This window comes from Mycobacterium sp. 852013-50091_SCH5140682 (genome assembly GCF_001665685.1).
Classification (GTDB): domain Bacteria; phylum Actinomycetota; class Actinomycetes; order Mycobacteriales; family Mycobacteriaceae; genus Mycobacterium.
The window spans coordinates 31,253-52,966 of the sequence record NZ_LZTB01000013.1 but is presented as its reverse complement, the minus strand read 5'-3'; the positions used below and the strand labels follow the sequence as shown (position 1 = coordinate 52,966).

Sequence of the window (21,714 nt, the reverse complement as noted above, 5' to 3'; positions counted from 1 at the left end):
TCCTGTCCTTCAGCATGTTTCACGCCACCTATCAAGGTCCACACGTTTGAGTACCATGGACAGGCCTCGACGCTCAGCCTGCGGGCAGGCGACATCGCGGGTCACATGGTATTCCGCGCTGAATACCGGCTTGGCCCGGTCGGTGAACGGTTTGAGCGCTGCGCACTCGTCGAACTCCACGCACTGCTCGACGACTGAGTAGTCGAACAAATCGGCCAAGAGCACCGCCTGATCGAGATCATTCTTCAACCCGATAGCCAGGCCGCGCTCGTGGGCCATGTCGGCGAGCATCCGATTGAACCGCAATTGGTCCTCCGGGGTGATGTCGAACCCGGTGCGCTGACGATGATTATCGAGCCAGTCGGGCTCCACACCATCGAACCCCTTGTCACGGCAGAGATCCAACCGTGAAGCCATGAGCGGACGCAGTGCGTCGACCCGGCGGATGTCCAACCAGCGCTCATCCGGCCAAGCCTCGACTTGCCCGCCCAAGAGATCTGGCGCGAAGGCATGGCTGTCCGGCCGATACGGTTCCCATGAACCCGCGGTGAAATAACAGATCACGCGTCGACCCTGGGCATGAAGAGAGCCAACCGTGGCGGCAGAGTTGTCGAACAGGTCGATGTCGAACACCTCCGCGTCGACCGTCGCATCGATCGGTTCGTCATTGAGTTGCCATTGCCAGGTCGGCGTACCCGTTGGCCGCCACCACGCTCTCGTGCTACTCGTCGACTCCGCTGCGGGAGTATCCCGAGCCAGCGTCTGGCGTCCGTTGCTGCACCCAAGTGCGGTCAGTGCAACGATGAGCAACAGAGCGAAGAGCCGTGTCGCGTAACGAGAAGTGAAGTGGCGGCGTAGCGGCGAGCAGCCTGCTGCTGGTGCTTGAACAGTCGGCATAGGCTTCCCTGTCTGCGGTCCGGATCCGCGGGATGGCTCACGAGCGACATGAATTATGCGACAAACTGTCCAACAGGTGCAGAGAGGATCGCAACCCAAATATCTTCTACCGTTTCCAAATTTGCCGCGAAACGCCCGCTCGACACACACCGAAACGGGTGATCTGTTTGTGAGGCAGATGCCTCATGCGGACGGCCGCGGTGAACGCCGAAGCTTCTGGCATGACCCACCGACGCACACCGCCCCGAGTCATCCCGGCCGCGGCCGCCGAACGCCTTCGCCTGCCGCCCGGCCCCGACGAACGGGTCGCCGGTTTCGGCGTGATGGGCCTGCCGTTCGCCAGCGGACATTATCTGGCGTTCCGGGACTTTCCCGTCAGCTCGTTCGCACCGGGCTACCGGTCGGTGTGGCACCGTGATCCCGACGGCGTATGGACGTTCTACGCAACGACGCCGGGCGCGCAGAGTTGCTCGCGCTATTTCAGCTCGGCCACGTCGATCGCGCCGGTCCAATGCGACATCAGTTCTGCCTGGGTGACGCCGTGGACGCTTCACATTTCCATTGCCGGCCTGCTGGATTGGCGGGTAGATATTTGCAGCACGACAGCGACCCGGCTGGCCACCGCCATCGGCTCCCGGCTGCCCGCATCGGCGTGGCGCAGTGCGGCCGCACTCGCAGCGATGAGTCGAGCCGTCGGCCCACTGCTCGGTATGGGCCGAGTGCAGCTCGGCGGAACGCTACCCAACGGTCAGTGGTACCGGATCGCCCCCAAAATAGTATGGGCAGTTGAAGATTCGGTCGCCACACTGGCCGGTAGAGACCTCGGCGCGCCGATGGCGCTGGCCGAGCAAGCCTGCCTTGGGGATTTCCGGCTGCCGCAGCGGGGCGTCTGTGTGATCGGACATGGCTGTTTCGAGACGTTCGACGTCGGCAGGCACCGGTGTGACGGACTCGAGCTGTCCCGCTGACCCGGACGACGCCAGAGCGCACAATCAGCACGTGACTGTCGACCGCCAGGATGAGCTTCCGACGCGAGCTGAGGTTCTCGCGGCGTTGTCGGTGGCCATCGACCTGGGCCTGGGCCAACCGACCGAACACATGCTGCGGTCGGCAGTGATCGCCACGCGCCTCGCCGACCGCCTGGGACTGCCCCGAGCTCAGCGTGACTGTGTCTACTACTCGACACTGATCATGTGGATCGGATGCCACGCGGACTCGCACGAATACACCCGCTGGTTCGGCGACGACATCGCGGTACGCCGTGGCGCCTATCTGGTCGACTGGTCGGGCCTGCCGTATCAGCGTTTCCTGCTCAGCAACGTCGGCCAGGGCGCATCGCTGCTGCAGCGGCTCAAGACCATCTCGACGCTGTATCTCGATGCCCGCGGCCACATTTCGCAACTGATCCACTCGCACTGCACATCGGCTGCGCTGCTCGCACAGCGGATCGGACTGGCGGACGACGTGCAGACGGCGTTGCGGCACACGTTCGAACGCTTCGACGGCGGTGGGCTACCCGGCGGGGTGTCAGGCGAGGCGATTCCGATCGAGATGCGGGTCGCGCAGTTGGCCGACATGGTGGAGGTGCACGACCGCGAGTACGGCACCGGCGGCGCCGTGGCGATGGCTCGGAGCCGCCGCGGCGGCCAGTTCGACCCGGCGGTGGTCGACGCGTTCATGGCCGACCCGGACGCGTTGCTGGCGGTCCCGGCTAACGGGGACATCTGGGCCATGGCGCTTCAGCAGGCGCCGGATCGCAACGCCCGACTCGACGCGGCCGCGCTCGATGCGCTGCTGACGGCGCTCGGCGATTTCGTCGACCTGAAATGCCCGTTCACACTTGGTCATTCGCGCGCCGCCGCGCAACTGGCGGCGGATGCCGCCGCAGGCGTGGGGCTCGACGCCGAAGACGTCACGCTCACCCGTCGGGCAGCGCACATTCACGACATCGGCCGGATCGGCGTATCCAATCAAATCTGGTCCAAGCCAGGCGCTTTGACGCTGGCCGAGTTCGAGCGGGTACGTCTGCATCCGTATCTGACCGAGCGGATCCTGCACCGCATTCCCGGTTTGCAGCGCGTCGCTTCCGTGGCCGCCAATCATCATGAGTACCTCAACGGCCGCGGCTATCCGCGCGGGGCGAGAGCGCGGCAGTTGACCATGCCCGACCGGCTGGTGGCGGCCGCGGTTGCGTATCAGTCGGCTGTGGAGCCCAGACCGTATCGTGAGCCGCTGTCGACGCAGGGCGCGGCCCGCCGGCTGCATACCCGGGTGCGCGACGGGGAACTCGACCAGGTCGCCGTCGACGCGATCCTGCACGCAGCCGGGCATCGCGGACGACGTGCCGCGCTGCGTCCCGGTGGGCTGACCGCCCGTGAAGTCGAGGTGCTGCGGTTGGTCGCCCAAGGCGCGAGCAACAAGGAGATCGCCGCAAAACTGGTGATCAGCGAAAAGACGGCGCGCAATCACGTCGAACGGACATATGCCAAGATCGGCGTCTCGAACCGGATCGGCGCCAGCATGTACGCGCTGGAGTGCGGGCTGGTCGGCGGGATCGAAAGTTGAGGCAAATGCCTCATTTCGGGGTGCGCAGCCGGCGTCACGCTTGTGGTCATGAACCGTTATTTCGCAATCACATACGGCGCGATCAGCTATGCACTGTTCCTGACCGTGTTCGTCTATGCCATCGGCTTCGTAGGTGGCCTGACCCCGCGCAGCGTCGATGACGCCCTCGCAGCGCCGGTGGGCGTCGCGGTCGTCGTCGATGTGCTTCTGATGACGCTGTTCGCCGCCCAGCACAGCGTGATGGCGCGCCCTGGATTCAAACGGTGGTGGACGCGCTACGTACCCACGGCGATGGAGCGCAGCACCTACGTGCTCTGCGCGAGTTCGACGCTGGCGTTGCTGATGTGGCAGTGGCGGTCGATACCCGCTGTGGTGTGGGACATCGACTGGCGGCCGGCCTGCATGACCGTGTGGTCGCTGTTCTGGCTGGGCTGGGGGATTGTGCTGGCGTCGACGTTCATGATCAACCATTTCGAGTTGTTCGGGCTACGACAGGTTTTCAACACCGCGCGGCCACAGGCCGAGACGGGCTTTCGCACCACGTTGTTCTATCGCGCCGTGCGGCATCCGCTGAACCTGGGCTTCATCGTCGCGTTCTGGGCGGCGCCCACGATGACCGCGGCGCATCTGCTGTTCGCCACCGTCACGACCGGCTGGATTCTGCTGGCAATACAACTGGAGGAACGCGACCTGCTGGCGACGCTGGGCGCGCGCTACGCCGCCTACCGCGAGACGGTGCCCATGCTGGTGCCCCGGTTGTTTGCGGATATGCGGCGTTCGCCGTGCCGAGAACGCGTCGACGCGCAACGATATGACGGTGCCAGCACAACACCGTCCACGGATCGACCAGGACACACTGTCCCGCGTCGACCAGCTGCTCACCACGGTCGACGCGGAGCTGGCCAGCCGGTTTCCCGGCGACCGCAGTGACATCCAACCGGTGCACACCGTCTACGTGAGCGCAGCGGATGCCTCGCCGGACACCCCACGTCAATGGGGAGCGGCGGCGCTCGACCTGCTGGACCGTCACGCCGCGGTGTTCGCCGAACTGGGCGACCCCGATGAACTGGCCCTGGTGCGGGAGCGTCTCACCCAGGCGCCCATCGCCGATCTGAGGCTGGACTTCGAGGACGGCTACGGCCGCCGGCCCGACGACGTCGAGGACGCCGACGCGGTGCAGGCCGGTCAGACGCTGCACGCACTTGGCCTCGACAGCGCCGGGATCCGGATCAAGGGGCTGACCGTCACCGAGCGACCGCGCTCTGTGCGGACCTTGGAGCGTGTGCTCGACGGCGGCCTGCCGAACGGGTTTGTGTTCACGATCCCCAAACTTCGTGCGGCCGAGCAGGTTACCGCGGCGGTATGGCTGTGCGAGGCCCTGGAATCGGCGCACGGCCTGCCGGAGCGTGCGCTGCGCTTCGAGTTGCAGATCGAGAGCCCGCAGGCAGTACTCGACCCCGACGGCACCGCCACCGTGGCCAACGCAATCCAGCGTGCCGACGGCCGCTGCACCGCATTGCATTACGGCACCTACGACTACAGCGCGGCCTGTGGAATAGCACCCCAGCATCAGTCCCTCGACCATCCGGTGGCCGACCATGCCAAGGCTGTCATGCAGGTCGCGGCCGCACAGACCGGCGTGTGGATATGCGACGGCTCCACCCAGGTCGCCCCGGTGGGTTCCGACGACCAAGTGGCGCAGGCGATCCGGCGGCATCACCGTCTGGTGAGCCGGTCGCTGGCGCGCGGCTTCTACCAAGGGTGGGATATGCATCCCGGACACCTGGTGACTCGCTGGCTCGCGACGTTCGCGTTCTTCCGCGCCGCGATGACAGCGGCCGCGCCGAGGTTGCAGGCCTACCTCGACCGGCGCGGCGGGTCGATCGTCGACGAGCCGGCAACCGCCGAGGCGCTGGCCGCAGTGGTGCTGCGCGGATTGGACTGCGGCGCCTTCACCGCCGCCGACGTGGCGGCCCTGGCGCCCGGCGCGACGCTCGAGACGTTGCGAGCCCTCAAGCGTCGCACCGTATGAGGCATTCGACGTTGAAATTGCGCCCAGGGTCGTGATTTTCGAGAAACCACGACCCTGGACGCAATCTCACGCGCCTACAGCGACGCGGCGACCATACTGTCCCGTTTGGCCAGTACGTAGTAAAGTCCGAACGCCACACCGCAGCCGATAAACCAGCTGTACTGCGCCGCCGTGTGCATGCCGGCGACCGATCCGCCGAGCAGCACGGGGATGACGGCCAACACGGCACCCACCACCGTGGCGATCACTGCGGCTCTGTTGTAACCGCCCCGGTACCAGTACTTTCCGGATGTGTCCATGGTGAACAGATCGTCGACTACGACCTTCTGCTTGCGCACCAGGTAGTAGTCGGCGATGAGGACACCGAACAGCGGGCCGATGAACGCACCGAGGGTCTCCAGCGTGTAGTGGATGACCTCGGGGTTGTTGTAGAGGTTCCACGGTGTGATCAACACCGAACCGACCGCCGCGATCATGCCACCGGCACGCCAACTGATGCGCTGTGGGCTGAGGTTGGAGAAGTCGAACGCGGGGCTGATGAAGTTGGCGACGATGTTGATGCCGATGGTGGCGATCGTGAACGTCAACGCGCCCAAGATGATTGCGAACGTGGAGTCGATGCGAGCCACGGTCTGGACCCGGTCAGTGATCAGCTCGCCGAACACTGGCAGCGTCAGCGATGCCGTGACCACCACCAGCACCGAGAACACCAGGAAGTTCACCGGCAGACCCAACAGGTTGCCCTTCTTCACCGCCTCGAACGACCGTCCGTAGCGGGAGAAGTCGCCGAAGTTGAGCATCGGGCCGGAGAAGTACGACACGACCAGTGCGATGGCACCCAGCATGACCGGCACAGCGGACCAGCCGGTGTAGGTGACCCCACCCAGGTTGAGATCAATTGCACCCCAACCTGCCTGAAAGATCAGGTAACCGCACAGCAGAAACATCACCACGTAGACGGCCGGGCCGCAGAAGTCGATGAACTTGCGGATCGACTCCATGCCGCGCCAGAACACGCAGGCCTGCAGCACCCACAGCAGCAGGAAGCTGCCCCAGCCCAGCAATGACAGTCCGGCGAATCCATAGTCGGCGACCACGGCGTACGGCGCGAGCGCCGGGAACAGCTTGATCAGAACGATGTCGAGCGCAGCTGACGCCAGGAACGTTTGAATGCCGTACCAGGCCAAGGCGATCAGGCCACGGATGATGGCCGGATGTTGGCCCCCAGCACTCCGAATACCGTCCGGCAGATGACCGGGTAGGGCACGCCTGCGGTTTGGCTGGGCTTGGCGACCAGGTTGCACAGGAAGTAGACGATCGTGATGCCGATCAGCAGTGCCACGAGGACCTGCCAGCTGGCCAGTCCCAGCGCGAACAGGCTGCCGGCGGTGACGTATCCGCCGACGCTGTGTACGTCGGACATCCAGAACGCGAAGATGTTGTACGAACCCCAGGTCTGCTTGCGCAGCGGTGCGAGATCCTCGTTGGTGAGCCGTGGGTCGTAGCCCGGTTTGATCTCACCGCTGCCGACCGGATGCCCGGCCGCCTCAACGAGATCCCCGGACCCCACTGCAGTGCCGGGCGGTACTGTCGTCTGAGGTACAGCGGTTTCAGTCATCGACCGACGGTAGGGATGAACTGTTTCCCCGCTGTTTCCGCTGCGCTATGCCGTAATTGCGAGAAAGATATATTCGGCACTCAGGCCAGCAGCCCGGTATCCGCAGGCAGGGTCGAGATGACGGCGTTGAGGCGCGCGGCATGCGCCTCGGAGGCGGCCACCAACCGCTCGGCGTCCCCGGCGAGAAATGCGTCCAGCATCGCACCGTGGTCGGCGTGGAGTTGCTTTCGGGCCGCGGGGCTGACGTGGACCATAGATTGCACGGGTTCGGTGACGTTCCACGCCGTTTCGAGCATGTGCAGTAATCGGTGCATGCGAGATGGCCTGGTCAGTGCGGCATGAAAGTGCCGGCTCTGTCGGTGATAGGCGACCGCGTCGTTGTCGGCGACCGCCTGCGCGAGCAGGTTGTTCACCGCGACAGCAACTGCTCGATCCGTGTCGCTCGCGTTGACCACCGCGGCCAGCAGTGCCGCGGACTCCAGCGTTTCGCGCACGATGTACATCTCGCGTAACTCCTGGGCCGTCAGCAGGGCCACTGTGTAACCGGAGTTTCGCCGATGGGCGACGAGTCCTTCGCCCATCAGGGTCTTCAGCGCCTCGCGCACCGGGATCTGGCTGACCCCAAAAAGATTCGCGACCTCGGTCAGTGGTATCGACGTTCCTGGCGGTACACCGCCGGAGACGATCGTGCGGCGCAGCTCATCGAGGACGGCCTGCTGCGAGGGGCCACCTGGTAAAGCGGCCAAGTGTTCGAGCAGGGCCGAACGCCGTCGAGGCCGCATGCTCGCGAGGATAGCTCCGCGGTGTTGCGACAAGGGGTCGCCGATGTTTCAGTCTGATGGTCGCCCCGGCGGAATATCTCTTGATCGGTACAGCGGGGTAGCGACGGCTTAACGTCGGGATAACAACGCAAATCTAGCTTTTCGCGAATGACACATACGATCGATCCGCCGAACAGTGAGATGGTCCGGCTGGCAAACAGGCCGCCGTGGTACACATCGCTGTTCTTCCAGTTGCTGGTAGCGATCGTCGCAGGTGTCCTCCTCGGCTGGTTGTGGCCCGACGCCGGTGGCGCTCTCAAGCCACTGGCCGACGGATTCATCAAGCTGATCAAGATGCTCATCGCGCCGATCATCTTCTGCACGGTGGTGCTCGGTATCGCTCACGTCGGAGATCTGAAGTCGGTGGGCCGGATCGGAGTGAAGGCGCTCGTCTACTTCGAGGCGGTGACGACCTTCGCGCTTCTGTTCGGCTTGGTCGTCGGTAATCTCGTCAAACCAGGCGCCGGTTTCAGTATCGACCCGCAGACCTTGGTGACCGGGGCCGAAGCCGTCGCCAAAAAGACGAGTAACGGCGAGCTGCCGCACACCGTCGAATTCCTGCTCAACATCATCCCGACATCGGTCGTATCAGCCTTCGCCGAGAACGCGCTGCTGCAGGTGCTGTTCTTCGCAGTGCTGTTCGGCCTCGCACTGGCCAAGTTCGGTGAGTCCGGTCCGCCGGTGATCCTCGAATTCGTCGATCACATGAGCCACATCTTCTTCACCATCATCGGTTGGGTGATGCGGCTGGCGCCGCTCGGCGCTTTCGGTGCGATGGCCTACATCATCGGGCAGTACGGCATCGCCTCGCTGGCCAGTTATGGCAAGCTGATCGCCGCCTGCTACCTGGCGGCAGTGCTGTTCATCGTCATACTCGCGGTGATCGTCAAGGTGTTCGCCGGCGTGAACCTGTGGAGATTCCTCGTCTACATCAAAGATGAGTTCTTCCTCGCGTTGGGTACCGCCTCCACGGAGGTGGTGCTACCTCGGATCATGACCAAGCTCACCAACGCCGGTTGCTCGCGCACCACCACGGGTCTGGTTGTGCCGACCGGGTATTCGTTCAATCTGGACGGCGCGACTCTGTACTTGTCGATCTGCGTGCTGTTCCTCGCTCAGGCACTCGGCGTAGACCTGAGCCTGGGTGAGCAGATCACCGCGGTTCTGGTCCTGATGCTGACCTCCAAAGGGATGGCGGGGGTTCCTGGTTCGTCGTTCCTGGCGCTGTCGGCGACCGTCGCGGCGATCGGGCACGGCGCCATCCCGGTTGCCGCGGTGGCGCTGTTGCTCGGCGCCGACCGCATCATGGACTCGATGCGCGTATCGGTGAACCTGCTGGGCAACTGTGTGGCCACCTTCGTCGTCGCCAATTGGGAGGGCCAGCTGGACAAGGACCGGATGCGCCGTGTCCTCGCGGGCGAGGATGTACCGCCCCTCGTCGAACCCGACCCGATCAGTGGCGAACTCGCGTCGACACCGGAGGAAGCCGCGGTGAATCCGCGCCCCTGACCGCGATCGGCTACGAACCCATGGGTGAGTTGGTCGTGTCCGATTGTCCGGCGCTCTACCCGATGTGGAGGCTGCCGGTGCAGTGAGTCTGCCGCCGTCCACGTCGGCCGCGCCTGCACCCGCACGGGTGGTTCCGGAACTACCATGGTGCATGGAACGGATGCCATCATGACCGACCAGATCGATTTGAGTGAGCAGGAAAAGCAGGCTGAGCTCGATCTCAACCAGCTCAGACAGCTCGTGGGCCTCGTCGAGTACGACCAGAGCAATGACCCTTTCCCCGTCAATGGCTGGGACGCCATCGTTTTCGTCGTCGGCAATGCCACTCAGGCCGCCAGCTACTACCAGTCCACCTGGGGCATGGAGTTGGTCGCCTACTCGGGCCCGGAGAACGGCAACCGCGACCACAAGGCGTTCGTCCTGCGGTCGGGTTCCATCCGGTTTGTGCTCAAAGGAGCCGTCAACCCCGACAGCCCGCTGGTGGCCCACCAGGCCAAGCACGGTGACGGCGTCGTCGACATCGCGCTCGAGGTCCCGGACGTCGACAAGTGCATCGGGCAGGCGCGACGGGCAGGCGCGACGGTGCTCGAAGAGCCGCACGACATATCCGACGAGCATGGCATCGTGCGGGTCGCGGCCATCGCGGCGTACGGGGAAACCCGGCACACCCTTGTCCAGCGGGAGGTGAACGGCACTCGGTACAGCGGTCCCTACCTGCCGGGATACCAGCCGGCGACGAGTACGCATGTCGAGGGTGCGGCCGCATCCGAGCGGCTGTTCCAGGCGCTGGACCACATCGTGGGCAATGTCGAGCTCGGCAAGATGGACGAATGGGTCGACTTCTACCGCCGGGTCATGGGCTTTGTGAACATGGCGGAGTTCATCGGCGATGACATCGCCACCGACTATTCCGCGCTGATGTCGAAGGTCGTCGCCAACGGCAACCACCGCGTCAAGTTTCCGCTCAACGAACCGGCTGTCGCCAAACGCAAGTCGCAGATCGACGAGTACCTGGAGTTCTATCGCGGGCCCGGGGCGCAGCACCTGGCGCTGGCAACCGACGACATCGTGCGCAGCGTCGACGTGCTGCGCAAGCGAGGCGTGCAGTTCCTCGATACGCCCGACGCGTATTACGAGGATCCGCAGTTGCGTGCCCGCATCGGCGAGGTACGGGTCCCGGTAGAAGAACTGCACAAGCGCGGCATCCTTGTCGACCGGGACGAGGACGGCTATCTGCTGCAGATCTTCACCAAGCCGTTGGGGGACCGGCCGACGGTGTTCTTCGAACTGATCGAGCGGCACGGGTCACTCGGCTTCGGGAAGGGCAACTTCAAGGCCCTGTTCGAGTCGATCGAGCGTGAGCAGGAAAAGCGCGGCAATCTCTGATGACCGACTACCAGTCCGGCTTCGGCAACGCCTTCGAAAGCGAAGCATTACCCGGGGCACTACCGGTCGGCCGCAACTCGCCGCAGCGCTGCGCCTACGGGCTCTATGCCGAGCAGCTGAGCGGGTCACCGTTCACCGCGCCGCGGGCCCACAACGAGCGGTCCTGGCTGTACCGCATCCGGCCCAGCGTCGCCCACTCGGGCCGGTTCACGGCCGTGGCCACCGATCCCGATAGCGGCACCGGGGGAGTCGCCCATTGGCGTTCGGCACCCGATGACGCCCCGCCCGTGCCCATCGCCCAAATGCGTTGGAACGCACTGCCGATACCCGATGAGGCCACCACATTCATCACCGGTATCCGGACCATCAGCACCGGCGGCGACGTCGGCACCCGTACGGGTTTCGCCTGCAGCGTCTACTGCATCACCGGCTCGATGGTGGACAGCTGCTTCTACAACGGCGATGCGGAGATGCTGTTCGTCCTCGAACACGGGACGGTCCGGTTCTGGACCGAGTTCGGCATCATCGATGCCGAGCCCGCCGAGATCGTCGTCATCCCGCGCGGCGTGAAACTGCGTGTCGAAGTGCCCGACGGCCCGGCGCGGGGCTACCTGTGCGAAAACTACGGCGGGTCCTTCACCCTGCCGGAACGGGGACCGATCGGCGCCAATTGCCTGGCCAATTCCCGCGACTTTCTGACCCCCGTGGCAGCCTACGAAGACCGTGACGAGCCGTGCACGTTGTACGTCAAGTGGGGCGGCACCGTGTGGCAGACCGAGCTGGACCATTGCCCGCTCGATGTCGTTGCCTGGCACGGGAATTACGCTCCGTACAAGTACGATATGCGCCGGTTTTCACCCGTCGGTCCAGTGCTGTTCGATCACGCCGACCCGTCCATCTTCACGGTCCTGACATCGCCGAGCGAGACCCCGGGAACTGCCAACGTCGACTTCGTCTGTTTTCCGGAGCGGTGGATGGTCGCCGAGGACACCTTCCGTCCGCCCTGGTATCACATGAACGTCATGAGTGAGTTCATGGGACTCGTTCACGGCGTGTACGACGCCAAGCCGGATGGCTTTGTGCCGGGCGGCTTCAGCCTGCACAACGGCATGATGCCCCACGGCCCTGATGCCCAGGCCTTCGAGGCCGCCAGCACCGCCACACTGAAACCGGTGAAACAGGAGAACACGCTGGCCTTCATGTTCGAAACCCGCTTCCCCCAGAGGGTTACGCGCTACGCCGCCGATGTTCCGCAGCGCCAGTTGGACTATTCGGACTGCTGGAGCGGGCTGACCAAGCGATTCGACCCCAGCCGGCCGTGACACCGCCCAGAAGCTGGGTCCCCTCCGCGGGGCCCGACAGTGATTTCCCCTTGCAGAACCTGCCGTTCGGTGTGGTGAGCGCCGGCGACGAACCGCGCGGTGTGGTCCGCATCGGCGACGCCGTCCTCGACCTGCGCGCCCTCGCGGCGTCAGGATTGCTCAGCGAGGCGGCCCGGGACGCCGCCCGCGCCGCGGCGGGTGGCACCCTCAACGATTTGTTCGCCCTCGGTGCCGCACCGCGCGTCGCGCTGCGCACCGACCTTCAGTCGTTGCTCGTCGACGGCGCCGCACACCAGCGGGCCGTTGCTGAGTTCCTCACTGCGGTAAAGGAAGTCGACGTCCTGCTGCCGGCCCGCATCGGGGACTACACGGACTTCTACGTCGGAATCCACCACGCCCGCAACATCGGTGCGCAGTTGCGGCCCGATGCGCCGCTGCTGCCCAACTACAAGTGGATCCCCATCGCCTATCACGGGCGGGCATCCAGTGTCCGCGTCAGCGGCACGCCGATCATCCGCCCGCACGGTCAGCTCAAGCTGGCAGAGACACCCACGTTCGCTCCGACCCGGCGGCTGGACTTCGAACTGGAACTGGGGGTGTGGATCGGGCCGGGCAACCGTCTCGGCGAGCCGGTGCCTCTCGATCAGGCCGAAAGCCAGATCGCCGGCTACTGCCTGCTCAACGATTGGTCGGCACGCGACGTCCAAGCCTGGGAGTACCAGCCGCTGGGCCCGTTCCTGGCGAAGAACTTCGGCACCACCGTCTCGCCGTGGGTGATCACGCCGGAAGCGTTGGCGCCGTTCCGGATTCCGCTGAGCCGACCCGTCGACGATCCGCCGCTGCCGGCCTATCTCGACAGCGCGTCGTCCCGCGACGACGGCGGCCTCGCTGTCGACCTCGAGGTCCGCATCCGCACATCCCGCATGCGCGAGAGGGGAGACGCACCGGCCGTGCTCGCTCGGTCCTCCACCCGGCACATGTACTGGGGCGTGGGGCAGATGATCACGCATCACACCAGCAATGGCTGCGACCTGCGGCCGGGTGACCTGTTCGGCACCGGCACCCTGTCGGGCCCGGACCCCGGTTCCGAGGGCAGCTTGATGGAACTCAGCCATGGCGGCAAGGATCCCGTCACCCTGCCGAATGGTGAGACCCGCACTTTTCTCGAAGACGGCGACGAGATCACGCTGACCGCACACGCCCGCCGACCCGGTTTCGTCACCATCGGTTTCGGCGAATGCGTCGCGACCGTGCAGCCGGCGATCGGCTGAGCGCGGCGGTTCAGGCGCCGACGGCGCCGTCGATACGTTCGCGGATCAGGTCGGCATGTCCACAGTGGCGGGCGTACTCGGCGATCATGTGGGTGTAGATCCAGCGCAGGCTCACCTCGCCGCCCATGAACGGGCTGGTGTCCTCGAGCGCGCGCTGCGCGCAGTTGGCGCGCGCATGGCTGATCTCGTCCTGCCAGACCTCAAATGCCGCGCGGTATGACGACTGGGCTGATACGTCAAAGCCGCCGTCGTGGCCCTCGGGGTGATCCCGCGGGCCGAAGATGGCGGGCGCAGGCTCACCGGTGAGCACGCGGCGAAACCAATTCCGTTCCACCTCTGCGGCATGCTGCATCAAGCCCAACAGGGTCAGCTCCGACGGCGGCACCGAGGCGATGCGCAGCTGCTCGTCATCGAGGCCTTCACATTTGGCGGCCAGCGTCGCACGGTAGAAGTCCAGCCAACTCTCCAGCGTCGTGCGCTCATCACCATTCAGCGGCGGCATGGGCCGCTCCATCGACGTCACGCTGACCGATGGTGCCATGCTGCGCCGACGGGGTCAGTGCCCCGCGTTGCGCACCAGGTCGACCGCGAACTGGTTGACGAAGGTGCCCGCGGATGGTTCCCCGGTGCCGCACGAGCCGTCGGATTCGCCGGGCCGTTTCACCCACAGGAAGGCGTCGACGTTTCCGTTTCCGGTCGCCGTGGTGGGTGCGACGCCCAGCGCACGACCGCTGGGGTTGCACCAGTACATGTCGCCGCCTGCGGGCCCGGCGCCGTTGCGCGAGGTGTCGATGACGTAGGGCTTGCCCCCGACGGCTCCTGAAATCGCGTCGCCGTAACCGATTTCCTCATCGGTGGTGAAGAAGTTCGCGGTGTTGAGGCTGAAGCCCCGTGCCTTGGCCACGCCGACCTGGTTGAGCCGGTTGGCCATCTCCGGGGCGCTCACCCAGCGGGAGTGCCCGGCGTCGATGTACAGGGCGGTGGCCGGGTTGCGGGTCAGCGCATCGACGGCGTAGCTCATCAGGTCGAAGCGCTCCTGGCGCTGGGCGCCGGACAGACAGTCGGCCATGGCCAGCGCATCGGGCTCGAGGATGACCGCCGCGGGTCCGCTGCCGATGGCTGCTGCGACGCCGTCGATCCAGCCCTTGTAGGCATCCGCCGAGCCGAACCCACCCGCGGCGTAGCTGCCGCAGTCACGATGCGGGATTCCGTAGAGGGCCAGGATCGGCATGGTGCCTGCCGCCTGCGCCGTGGCGATGTACTTCGAGTCGACCGCGAGGCTCGACACGTTGTCCATCCAGTAGGCCGTCGGAGTGTTGGCGATGGCATCCAGCTCGGGGCTGCCCGCGCCTTTGGCCGCGCGCATCGCCTTGGAGTCGGGGTTGACGTAGAAGGTCTGTCCGGCCAGCGGGTTGCCGTCACTGGCCAGGCGCACCGCTGGGCTGCTGACCGGCGCCGTCTCGGCTGCGACACCCGCGCACGCCACGGCGGCAACTGCCAGGGAGGGGACTATCCAACGCGCGACTGCACCGGCAGCAGAGGAAATCACCCCAGAAACATATTGTGACGAGGCAACGAGCGCCAATCGCCGACGCCAGGTGCCCGGCGATCGGAGGTCCGGTGGCAAACGGCGGATCGAGGCTTCGTTGAGGAGCTGCCTGCACTGTCGACGCCGTGCCGCTCGCTGCGGGCAAAATTTATCGCGGCGAAAGGAGTGGGCACCTCACCCGTTGAGCCGGCGCAGCCCGGCGACGGTGTCGGCGAGGGTGGTTTGTGGATCGCGGTAGGTGATGCCGAGGTCGCGCTCGCTCGGGGAGTCGTCAGACGCCGGCATCTGGGTGTAGTACTGCATGCCGGCCTCGGTGATGGGGGTGTCGAACGGAAGGTAGGGGCCAAGCCGGTCGAGCACCTGGCCCGCCGCGCGCAGCACCGTGTCGGGAACCGGGACGGCGAGCATGGTCTTGCCGCTGACCTCGGTCAGCAGTTTCGCGAGTCGGTCCACCGGAATGCGATGGCCGCCGGCCATATAGCGGCGCGGCCCCCGCCCCGGCTGCAGCAGCGCAGCGTGCAGGGCCGCCAGATCTCGACCATCGACGATCGTCCAGGCTGCGCTGCGACCTGGAATCGCTCCGAGTTGAAGGGCCGCGGCCACCCCCTCGCCGGCTTCGCCGAACTGGTCGCCGACCGGCGGACCCATCACCATGCCGGGGTAGGTGATGTTCACCGGTGCACCACCGTCCTGCATTCCACGGGCGTAGATCTCGACCTGCGCCTTGGACCGGCCGTAGCCGTCGCTTCCGCCGAACACGGGCAGGTCGGCATGCAGCGTGTCCACGTCGGGGTTGAACAGCGCGGTGATGCTCGAGACGTGGATGATCGGATCCAGGCCGAGTTCCGCGGCGCCGCCCAGCACGTTGCGGGCGCCGGCCATGTTGGTGCTGAGCATCCGGTCGGTCTGGCTGGGGTCGGTGGCGACCAGGGCGGCGCTGTGCAGGACGGCGTCGCAGCCGTCGAGGGCGCGCAGGACCGACTCGCGGTCGGTGATGTCGCCGACGGCGTAGTCCGAAACGTCGACGCCGAGCTGGGCAACGCTGGTGTGCAGGCGCTCGGGTTTGCGCACCAGAAACCGCACGGAGTGCCCGGCGTCGGCGATCACCTTCGCGCTCCACCCGCCCACGAATCCGGTGCCGCCGGTGACCAACACGCGCATGCGCCAACCTCCTAGCGGGCAACGATTGTCGCAACGACGCTAGTACGTTCAGCGCTGCCGGGAAGCGCTTTGCGCGTCAGCCTCCGCGCAGGGCAGCAAGTTCCTTCATGTTCGCCAAACCTTGCTGTTGCGCGTCGTCGAGGAAGTCGGGCAACGGGGCTCGGAGTTCGGGGAGCACTTCATGATCGAGCAGATCTTGCAGCGCGGCCTGTTTAGGGCTGTGGTCCGCCTGGTTGTCGAGTTCCTGAACCCCTGAAGGTGTTGCGTAGTCGTACAACTCGCGATGGATGGGCCGCGACGTGTCGATGTCCATGCTGCCGGGCCTCCAGTACGTGTACATGCCGAGTTTGGCGTCGGCTGTCCGCACGGCGACAATATGGCTGGGCGCCGAGGTGGGAATGTTCGTCGGGGGACCGCTGGCCCCGAAAACCTTCTGTGCCAGTGGGGATCTCAGCAGCGCCGCCATCTCCTCGACCGACATGTCGTCGGTGGCGTGCGCGACCCACGGCCGACCGGGTGCGGTGGCGTCGGCGGCAATGCCTGCGATGTCCGCACGGCTCGCCAGGTACGAGTACCGGGAATCCGAACGCCAGCCCGCCCCGCCGTGTGCCATCGTCAGCAGCAGCGGCGCGAGGTCTGCGCTGGACGTGAGTTGCGTCCGCACCTGGCCCGCACTCGGAGTGAGGTGCCCGGACGGATCCCTGATGTAGAGCGGCACCCGGATGCTCTCGTCATAGACAGCGGCGCCCTTGCCACGCAGCCCGTGGGAGCCGGCGTACTCCCCGTGGTCGGAGGTGAATACCACGACGGTGTTGCTGTCGATGTCCGGCCGGGCCGCAAGGGTGTCGAGCACTCGGCCGATCTGAATGTCGACCTGCTGGTGCAGCCACAGGTACATGTCGAGGCACCGGGCCCACTGCGCCGCGGCGTCGGGCCCCGTGTAGTCCAGCGCACCGGTCATCAACGGCGACATGAAGTTCATGTAGTCGATCTGCAACTGGGGTTTACCGCGGCGCCGCAGATCCTCGGCGGTCTCGAAATTGGCCGGCTTGGCGCTGAAGTAGTGCGGAACATCTTCGGGCAGAGGGTTTTTCGGCCACCAGCAGATGTCGTGAGGATTCACCAGCGACACCGTCGTGCACCAGGGGCCATCGGTCGCGTGGTCATCGAACCAGCCGGCGAACTGGTCGACGATCGAAGGGTCCTGCTGCAAACCTTGATTCGGCGCTCCGTTGGGCGACGGGTATGTGCCGCCGGAGAATCCGTGAACGTCGAGCCCGTCGGGAGTGTTGTCGGCCTCGTGACCGAGGTGCCACTTGCCCCACCACCACGTGCGGTATCCCGCGTCGCGCAGCATCGTTCCCCAGGTCGGGAACCGGGCAGCCAGCGTCGACTCGGTGGGACCTTCTCCGGTGTACAGACACCCGGTCTGGTGCGAGTACAGCCCCGTGGTCAGCACCCCTCGGGACGGCGTGCACATATTGGACGCGCTGAAGTGCGAACCGAAGGCCGTGCTGCGCGCTCGCAGGCCATCGAGGTTCGGCAGCAACGCTCCGAGCTGCGCTGCGTCGGGGAACCACTGCGGTGCGCGCATCTGGTCGACCACGATGACCAAGATGTTGGGCCGGCTGCCCGTGGCGGCGTCCGGCCTGCGCAACAGTTCGTATCCGCCCAATCCCGCTGCGGCCACCCCGGCGACCGCTGCGCCACCCAGAACCGTCCGCCGACTGACTTTTGCCATAGAGGCCACATTAGGGGCCGATCCTGGGCGGCGGAGCGAGTCGATACCGTGGAGAGGTGACAGCTCAGCGACGTGTCGATGCCGACTTCCTGGAGTTGCCCCGGTTCGCGTTGGCCGATGCCGCACTGACAGCCGCTCTGGCCGCCGGTGCGACCTACGCGGATCTGCGGATCCACCGCATCACCACCGAGATCATCCAGCTTCGCGACGGAGAACTGGAGACGGCGGTGGTCAACCGTGAGGTCGGCCTGGCCGTGCGGGTGATCGTGGACGGTACCTGGGGATTCGCCTCGCACGCCGAACTCGATCCCGCGGTGGCGGCCGAGACCGCGCGGCGGGCGGTGGCGGTGGCGACGACGCTCGCGCCACTGAACGCCGAACGCATCGAGCTGGCACCCGAACCCGTCTACAGCGACGTGACGTGGGTGTCCAGCTACGGAGTCGACCCGTTCCTCGTGCCGTCCGCCGACAAGATCGCGCTGCTCGACGAATACTCCGGGCGGTTGCTGGCCGCCGACGGCGTCGACCACGTGTCCGCGGGCGTGCACGCGGTCAAGGAACAGACCTTCTACGCCGACAGCTTTGGGTCGTCCATCACTCAGCAGCGGGTGCGGGTGCTGCCCTCCCTGGAAGCCATCGCTGTCGACGCTGCCGTCGGCTCCTTCGAAACCATGCGCACCCTGGCGCCGCCCACCGCGCGTGGGTGGGAGGCGGTGGCAGGCGACGAGGTGTGGGACTGGACCGGCGAACTGGCCGAGCTGCCGACGCTGCTGGCCGAGAAGACCAAGGCGCCCTCGGTGGCCGCCGGCCCCACCGACCTGGTGATCGACCCGTCCAACCTGTGGCTCACCATTCACGAATCGATCGGACACGCCACCGAATACGACCGGGCCATCGGCTACGAGGCCGCTTACGCCGGAACCTCGTTCGCCACCCCGGACAAGCTCGGCACCATGCGCTACGGCTCCGAGGTGATGACGGTGACCGCCGACCGTACCGTGGAATTCGGCTTGGCGACTGTCGGTTTCGACGACGAGGGAGTACGCGCACAATCGTGGGATCTGGTGCGCGACGGCATCTTCGTCGGCTACCAGTTGGACCGCGTGTTCGCGCCAAGGCTCGGCCAGGCCCGGTCCAACGGATGCTCGTATGCCGACTCGCCGCATCACGTGCCGATCCAGCGGATGGCCAACGTGTCACTGCAGCCCGCCGCCGAGGACCTCAGCACCGACGAGCTGATCTCCCGGGTGTCCGACGGCATCTACGTCGTCGGCGACAAGAGCTGGTCAATCGATATGCAGCGGTACAACTTTCAGTTCACTGGGCAGCGGTTCTACCGGATCCGCGATGGCAGGCTGGACGGACAACTGCGCGACGTCGCCTATCAGGCCACCACGACCGACTTCTGGGGTTCGATGGAAGCCGTTGGGGGACCGTCGACCTGGCGTCTCGGTGGGGCGTTCAACTGCGGTAAGGCCCAACCCGGTCAGGTCGCGCCGGTCAGTCACGGCTGTCCCAGCGCGCTGTTCCGTGGCATCAACGTACTCAACACCCGGACGGAGGCAGGCCGATGATCGGCGCACAACAGGTCGTCGACATCGCGCTGGCCGCCGCGGGTCCAGGTAGCGAGACTGTCGTCTTGGTCACCGACCGGGCCGACGCGGCGCTGCGCTGGGCGGGTAACTCGATGACCACCAACGGGGAATCGATCAGCCGCACCACCACTGTGATATCGATTGTGCGCCAAGGGGACAAAGCCCACGTCGGGTCGGTGCGGTCCAGTGAGGTGGATCCGGCGGTGATCCCGGATCTGGTGGCCGCGGCCAAAGCCGCCGCGGCGGCCGCTCCTCCTGCGCGCGACGCGGCTCCGCCGTTGCCGCCCGACGGCGTCCCCGCCGATTGGGATGAGCCCGTCCCGGGCACCGGTGCGCAGGTGTTCGCCGGCGTCGCCGCTGACCTGGCCCGTGGCTTCGGCAGATCGGACCGGCTCTACGGCTACGCCCGGCACGTCGTGGAGACGACGTTCGTGGCGACCTCGGCTGGGTTGCGGCGGCGCTACACCCAGCCGACCGGATCGGTGGAGATCAACGCCAAGCGGGACCGGGCCAGTGCCTGGGCCGGCCTCAGCACGCCGGATTTCACTGCGGTTCCGGTCGATTCGCTGCTCGACGACCTGGCGCTGCGGCTGGGCTGGGCGTCCCGGACGGTGGAGCTTCCGGCCGGGCGCTACGAGACCATCATGCCGCCGTCCACGGTCGCGGACATGATGATCTATCTGACGTGGACCATGGACGGCCGCGGCGCGCAGGAGGGCCGCACCGCCCTCTCGGCGCCGGGTGGCACCCGGGTGGGGGAGCGGCTCACCGATCTGGGCCTGACTCTGTACTCCGATCCGTATGCGGAATCGCTGGCGTGCCAACCGTTTGTGGCGGTCCCCAACTCCTCGGAACGGACGTCGATCTTCGACAACGGGATGGACATCGGCCGGGTCGACTGGGTGCGCGACGGCGTGATCGACGCGCTGGCGTATCCGCGTGCCGTCGCGGCCGAATACGGCGTCCCGGTGACCGCGCCCGCCGACAACCTGCTGATGACCGGCGGATCGGCGGAGCTGGCCGACATGATCGCGGGCACCGAGCGTGGGCTCTTGCTCAGCACGCTGTGGTATATCCGCGAGGTGGATCCGACCGTGCTGTTGTTGACCGGGCTGACCCGCGACGGCGTCTACCTGATCGAGGACGGCGAGGTCACCGCCGCGGTCAACAACTTCCGGTTCAACGAGAGCCCGCTCGATCTGCTGCGGCGGGCCACCGAGGCGGGCGTGAGCGAAGTGACACTGCCACGCGAGTGGGGCGATTGGGCCACCCGGGCATCGATGCCGACCCTGCGGATCCCCGACTTCCACATGTCGTCAGTAAGCCAGGCTCAGTAAATCCGGCGTGGCGGCGGCACTGGTGGTGGATACTGCCGGTGTGTGCACTGAATTGACACGTTTGGTGGCGCTGTCGCCGCCGAAATGGGCCGATATCAACGCCGATATCCGCGATGTGTGCGCCACGACCACCGGGCTGGCGCCCTTGCCTGCGGAAACTACCGGCGGCGCGGTCGATCCCATGGTGAGCGAGTTCGCCGAGCAGTTCAGCATGGACGTGACCGGGATCAGCAACGCGCAGCGGGCGGCGATCGTGGATCTGCTGGGCTCCGAGGTCTTCACCGTGTCCACCCTGATCTACATCGCGGACTTCGTGCCCCGCGTGCACGCCGGGCTGCGCTCGTTCGGGGTGGACGTGGCGCTCGAGCCGGCCAGCTGGGACCACGACACCCAACCGGCCGACTTTGTGATGAACGTCTTCCTCCCCGCGGTGGGACAGATGCGCTCGGTCGATCCGGTGACCTCCGAGATCGTTCGGCTCCGCGGGGCCCGCCAGCACAACTGCCGACTGTGTCAGTCGTTACGCGACACGGGTGCGCTGCAGGCCGGCGGTAGCGAGTCGGTGTACGACGAGATCGACCACTACGAGCAGTCCGATCTGTCCGCCCGGCACAAGGCCGCGTTACGGTATGTCGACGCACTGATCTGGACGCCGGCGCGGGTGTCGGGAGATGAACTGTTGCAACACTTCTCCCCCGAGGAAGCCATCGAGCTCACCCTCGACGTGATGCGCAACGGGTACAACAAGGTGGCGGTGGCGCTGGGCGCCGACGGGGCCCGCGTGACCGACGGCACCGAGCAGTATCGGCTGGGCGACGACGGACAACCGATCTACGGTTGAGGCCCGCCGACAATACGGTTTGTGGCGTGATTTCGACGATTCCGCGCCACAAACCGTAGTGTCAGCGCA

At 66.1% G+C, this 21,714-nt stretch carries 16 protein-coding genes and 2 pseudogenes; 11 read left to right on the top strand and 7 right to left on the bottom strand.

What is annotated here, in order from left to right; translation table 11 throughout:
* Positions 1 to 9: 9 nt before the first annotated feature.
* Positions 10 to 897: an endo alpha-1,4 polygalactosaminidase gene (locus A5784_RS05375; protein ID WP_082944668.1), complete on the bottom strand. Its 888-nt coding sequence runs from the start codon at positions 895 to 897 to the stop codon at positions 10 to 12.
* 221 nt (positions 898 to 1,118) lie between these two features.
* On the opposite strand from A5784_RS05375, the gene A5784_RS05370 reads away from it, so the two are divergent.
* The 4 genes and pseudogenes from A5784_RS05370 to A5784_RS05355 all read left to right on the top strand — a co-directional run bounded on the left by A5784_RS05370 (position 1,119) and on the right by A5784_RS05355 (position 5,494).
* On the top strand, positions 1,119 to 1,865 hold the full coding sequence (locus A5784_RS05370) for a hypothetical protein (RefSeq protein ID WP_064943157.1): 747 nt from the start codon (positions 1,119 to 1,121) through the stop codon (positions 1,863 to 1,865).
* Positions 1,866 to 1,896: 31 nt separating this feature from the next.
* Positions 1,897 to 3,462, top strand: a complete 1,566-nt coding sequence (locus A5784_RS05365) for an HD domain-containing phosphohydrolase (protein WP_064943160.1) — start codon at positions 1,897 to 1,899, stop codon at positions 3,460 to 3,462.
* A gap of 48 nt (positions 3,463 to 3,510) precedes the next feature.
* Positions 3,511 to 4,215 (top strand): annotated as a pseudogene (gene mddA / locus A5784_RS05360) (methanethiol S-methyltransferase); the annotation flags it as partial.
* Positions 4,216 to 4,273: 58 nt separating this feature from the next.
* Positions 4,274 to 5,494, top strand: coding sequence for a DUF6986 family protein (locus A5784_RS05355; RefSeq protein WP_156750391.1), 1,221 nt, complete (start codon positions 4,274 to 4,276; stop codon positions 5,492 to 5,494).
* A 74-nt stretch (positions 5,495 to 5,568) separates the two neighbouring features.
* Here the strand turns inward: A5784_RS05355 and A5784_RS05350 are convergent.
* Both A5784_RS05350 and A5784_RS05345 read right to left on the bottom strand, forming a co-directional pair.
* Positions 5,569 to 7,112, bottom strand: a pseudogene (locus A5784_RS05350) (NCS1 family nucleobase:cation symporter-1).
* An 80-nt stretch (positions 7,113 to 7,192) separates the two neighbouring features.
* A complete protein-coding gene (locus tag A5784_RS05345; protein WP_064943055.1) occupies positions 7,193 to 7,894 on the bottom strand; it encodes a GntR family transcriptional regulator in 702 nt (233 codons plus the stop codon).
* A 147-nt stretch (positions 7,895 to 8,041) separates the two neighbouring features.
* Here A5784_RS05345 and dctA point away from each other — a divergent pair, with 147 nt between their 5' ends.
* From dctA to fahA, 4 genes are all read left to right on the top strand, one after another.
* Positions 8,042 to 9,442, top strand: a complete 1,401-nt coding sequence (gene dctA / locus A5784_RS05340) for a C4-dicarboxylate transporter DctA (RefSeq protein WP_064943053.1) — start codon at positions 8,042 to 8,044, stop codon at positions 9,440 to 9,442.
* A gap of 168 nt (positions 9,443 to 9,610) precedes the next feature.
* The gene (gene hppD, locus A5784_RS05335; protein WP_197514641.1) at positions 9,611 to 10,828 is read left to right on the top strand and encodes a 4-hydroxyphenylpyruvate dioxygenase; all 1,218 of its coding nucleotides are present in this window, start codon (positions 9,611 to 9,613) and stop codon (positions 10,826 to 10,828) included.
* Positions 10,828 to 12,150 (top strand): homogentisate 1,2-dioxygenase, encoded by a 1,323-nt coding sequence (hmgA, locus tag A5784_RS05330; protein ID WP_064943049.1) that lies wholly within the window; start codon positions 10,828 to 10,830, stop codon positions 12,148 to 12,150. Before hppD ends, hmgA begins: the two co-directional genes overlap by 1 nt.
* Positions 12,147 to 13,421 carry a fumarylacetoacetase gene (gene fahA, locus A5784_RS05325; RefSeq protein ID WP_232005947.1) on the top strand — a complete coding sequence of 425 codons (1,275 nt, stop codon included), beginning with the start codon at positions 12,147 to 12,149 and terminating at the stop codon, positions 13,419 to 13,421. Before hmgA ends, fahA begins: the two co-directional genes overlap by 4 nt.
* A gap of 10 nt (positions 13,422 to 13,431) precedes the next feature.
* Here fahA and A5784_RS05320 read toward each other — a convergent pair whose 3' ends face one another.
* The 4 genes from A5784_RS05320 to A5784_RS05305 form a co-directional block, all read right to left on the bottom strand.
* Positions 13,432 to 13,923, bottom strand: a complete 492-nt coding sequence (locus tag A5784_RS05320) for a DinB family protein (RefSeq protein ID WP_232005946.1) — start codon at positions 13,921 to 13,923, stop codon at positions 13,432 to 13,434.
* A 54-nt stretch (positions 13,924 to 13,977) separates the two neighbouring features.
* Positions 13,978 to 14,967 carry a glycoside hydrolase family 6 protein gene (locus A5784_RS05315; RefSeq protein WP_502687495.1) on the bottom strand — a complete coding sequence of 330 codons (990 nt, stop codon included), beginning with the start codon at positions 14,965 to 14,967 and terminating at the stop codon, positions 13,978 to 13,980.
* 177 nt (positions 14,968 to 15,144) lie between these two features.
* Positions 15,145 to 16,131 carry an NAD-dependent epimerase/dehydratase family protein gene (locus A5784_RS05310; protein ID WP_064943043.1) on the bottom strand — a complete coding sequence of 329 codons (987 nt, stop codon included), beginning with the start codon at positions 16,129 to 16,131 and terminating at the stop codon, positions 15,145 to 15,147.
* Positions 16,132 to 16,207: 76 nt separating this feature from the next.
* The gene (locus A5784_RS05305) at positions 16,208 to 17,872 is read right to left on the bottom strand and encodes a sulfatase-like hydrolase/transferase (protein ID WP_064943041.1); all 1,665 of its coding nucleotides are present in this window, start codon (positions 17,870 to 17,872) and stop codon (positions 16,208 to 16,210) included.
* 56 nt (positions 17,873 to 17,928) lie between these two features.
* Between A5784_RS05305 and A5784_RS05300 the strand changes: the two genes are divergently transcribed.
* The 3 genes from A5784_RS05300 to A5784_RS05290 are packed head-to-tail and all read left to right on the top strand — an operon-like array spanning position 17,929 to position 21,645.
* A complete protein-coding gene (locus A5784_RS05300) occupies positions 17,929 to 19,446 on the top strand; it encodes a TldD/PmbA family protein (RefSeq protein ID WP_064943039.1) in 1,518 nt (505 codons plus the stop codon).
* Positions 19,443 to 20,804 (top strand): metallopeptidase TldD-related protein, encoded by a 1,362-nt coding sequence (locus A5784_RS05295; protein WP_064943037.1) that lies wholly within the window; start codon positions 19,443 to 19,445, stop codon positions 20,802 to 20,804. Before A5784_RS05300 ends, A5784_RS05295 begins: the two co-directional genes overlap by 4 nt.
* Positions 20,805 to 20,826: 22 nt before the next feature.
* Positions 20,827 to 21,645, top strand: a complete 819-nt coding sequence (locus A5784_RS05290; protein ID WP_502687494.1) for a carboxymuconolactone decarboxylase family protein — start codon at positions 20,827 to 20,829, stop codon at positions 21,643 to 21,645.
* The last annotated feature ends 69 nt before the right edge of the window (positions 21,646 to 21,714 follow it).

Coding starts and splice junctions, on each gene's coding strand:
- A5784_RS05375 (WP_082944668.1), bottom strand. CDS start 897: ATGCCGACTGTTCAAGCACCAGCAGCAGGCTGCTCGCCGCTACGCCGC.
- A5784_RS05370 (WP_064943157.1), top strand. CDS start 1,119: ATGACCCACCGACGCACACCGCCCCGAGTCATCCCGGCCGCGGCCGCC.
- A5784_RS05355 (WP_156750391.1), top strand. CDS start 4,274: ATGACGGTGCCAGCACAACACCGTCCACGGATCGACCAGGACACACTG.
- A5784_RS05345 (WP_064943055.1), bottom strand. CDS start 7,894: ATGCGGCCTCGACGGCGTTCGGCCCTGCTCGAACACTTGGCCGCTTTA.
- dctA (WP_064943053.1), top strand. CDS start 8,042: ATGACACATACGATCGATCCGCCGAACAGTGAGATGGTCCGGCTGGCA.
- hppD (WP_197514641.1), top strand. CDS start 9,611: ATGACCGACCAGATCGATTTGAGTGAGCAGGAAAAGCAGGCTGAGCTC.
- hmgA (WP_064943049.1), top strand. CDS start 10,828: ATGACCGACTACCAGTCCGGCTTCGGCAACGCCTTCGAAAGCGAAGCA.
- A5784_RS05320 (WP_232005946.1), bottom strand. CDS start 13,923: ATGCCGCCGCTGAATGGTGATGAGCGCACGACGCTGGAGAGTTGGCTG.
- A5784_RS05310 (WP_064943043.1), bottom strand. CDS start 16,131: ATGCGCGTGTTGGTCACCGGCGGCACCGGATTCGTGGGCGGGTGGAGC.
- A5784_RS05305 (WP_064943041.1), bottom strand. CDS start 17,872: ATGGCAAAAGTCAGTCGGCGGACGGTTCTGGGTGGCGCAGCGGTCGCC.
- A5784_RS05295 (WP_064943037.1), top strand. CDS start 19,443: ATGATCGGCGCACAACAGGTCGTCGACATCGCGCTGGCCGCCGCGGGT.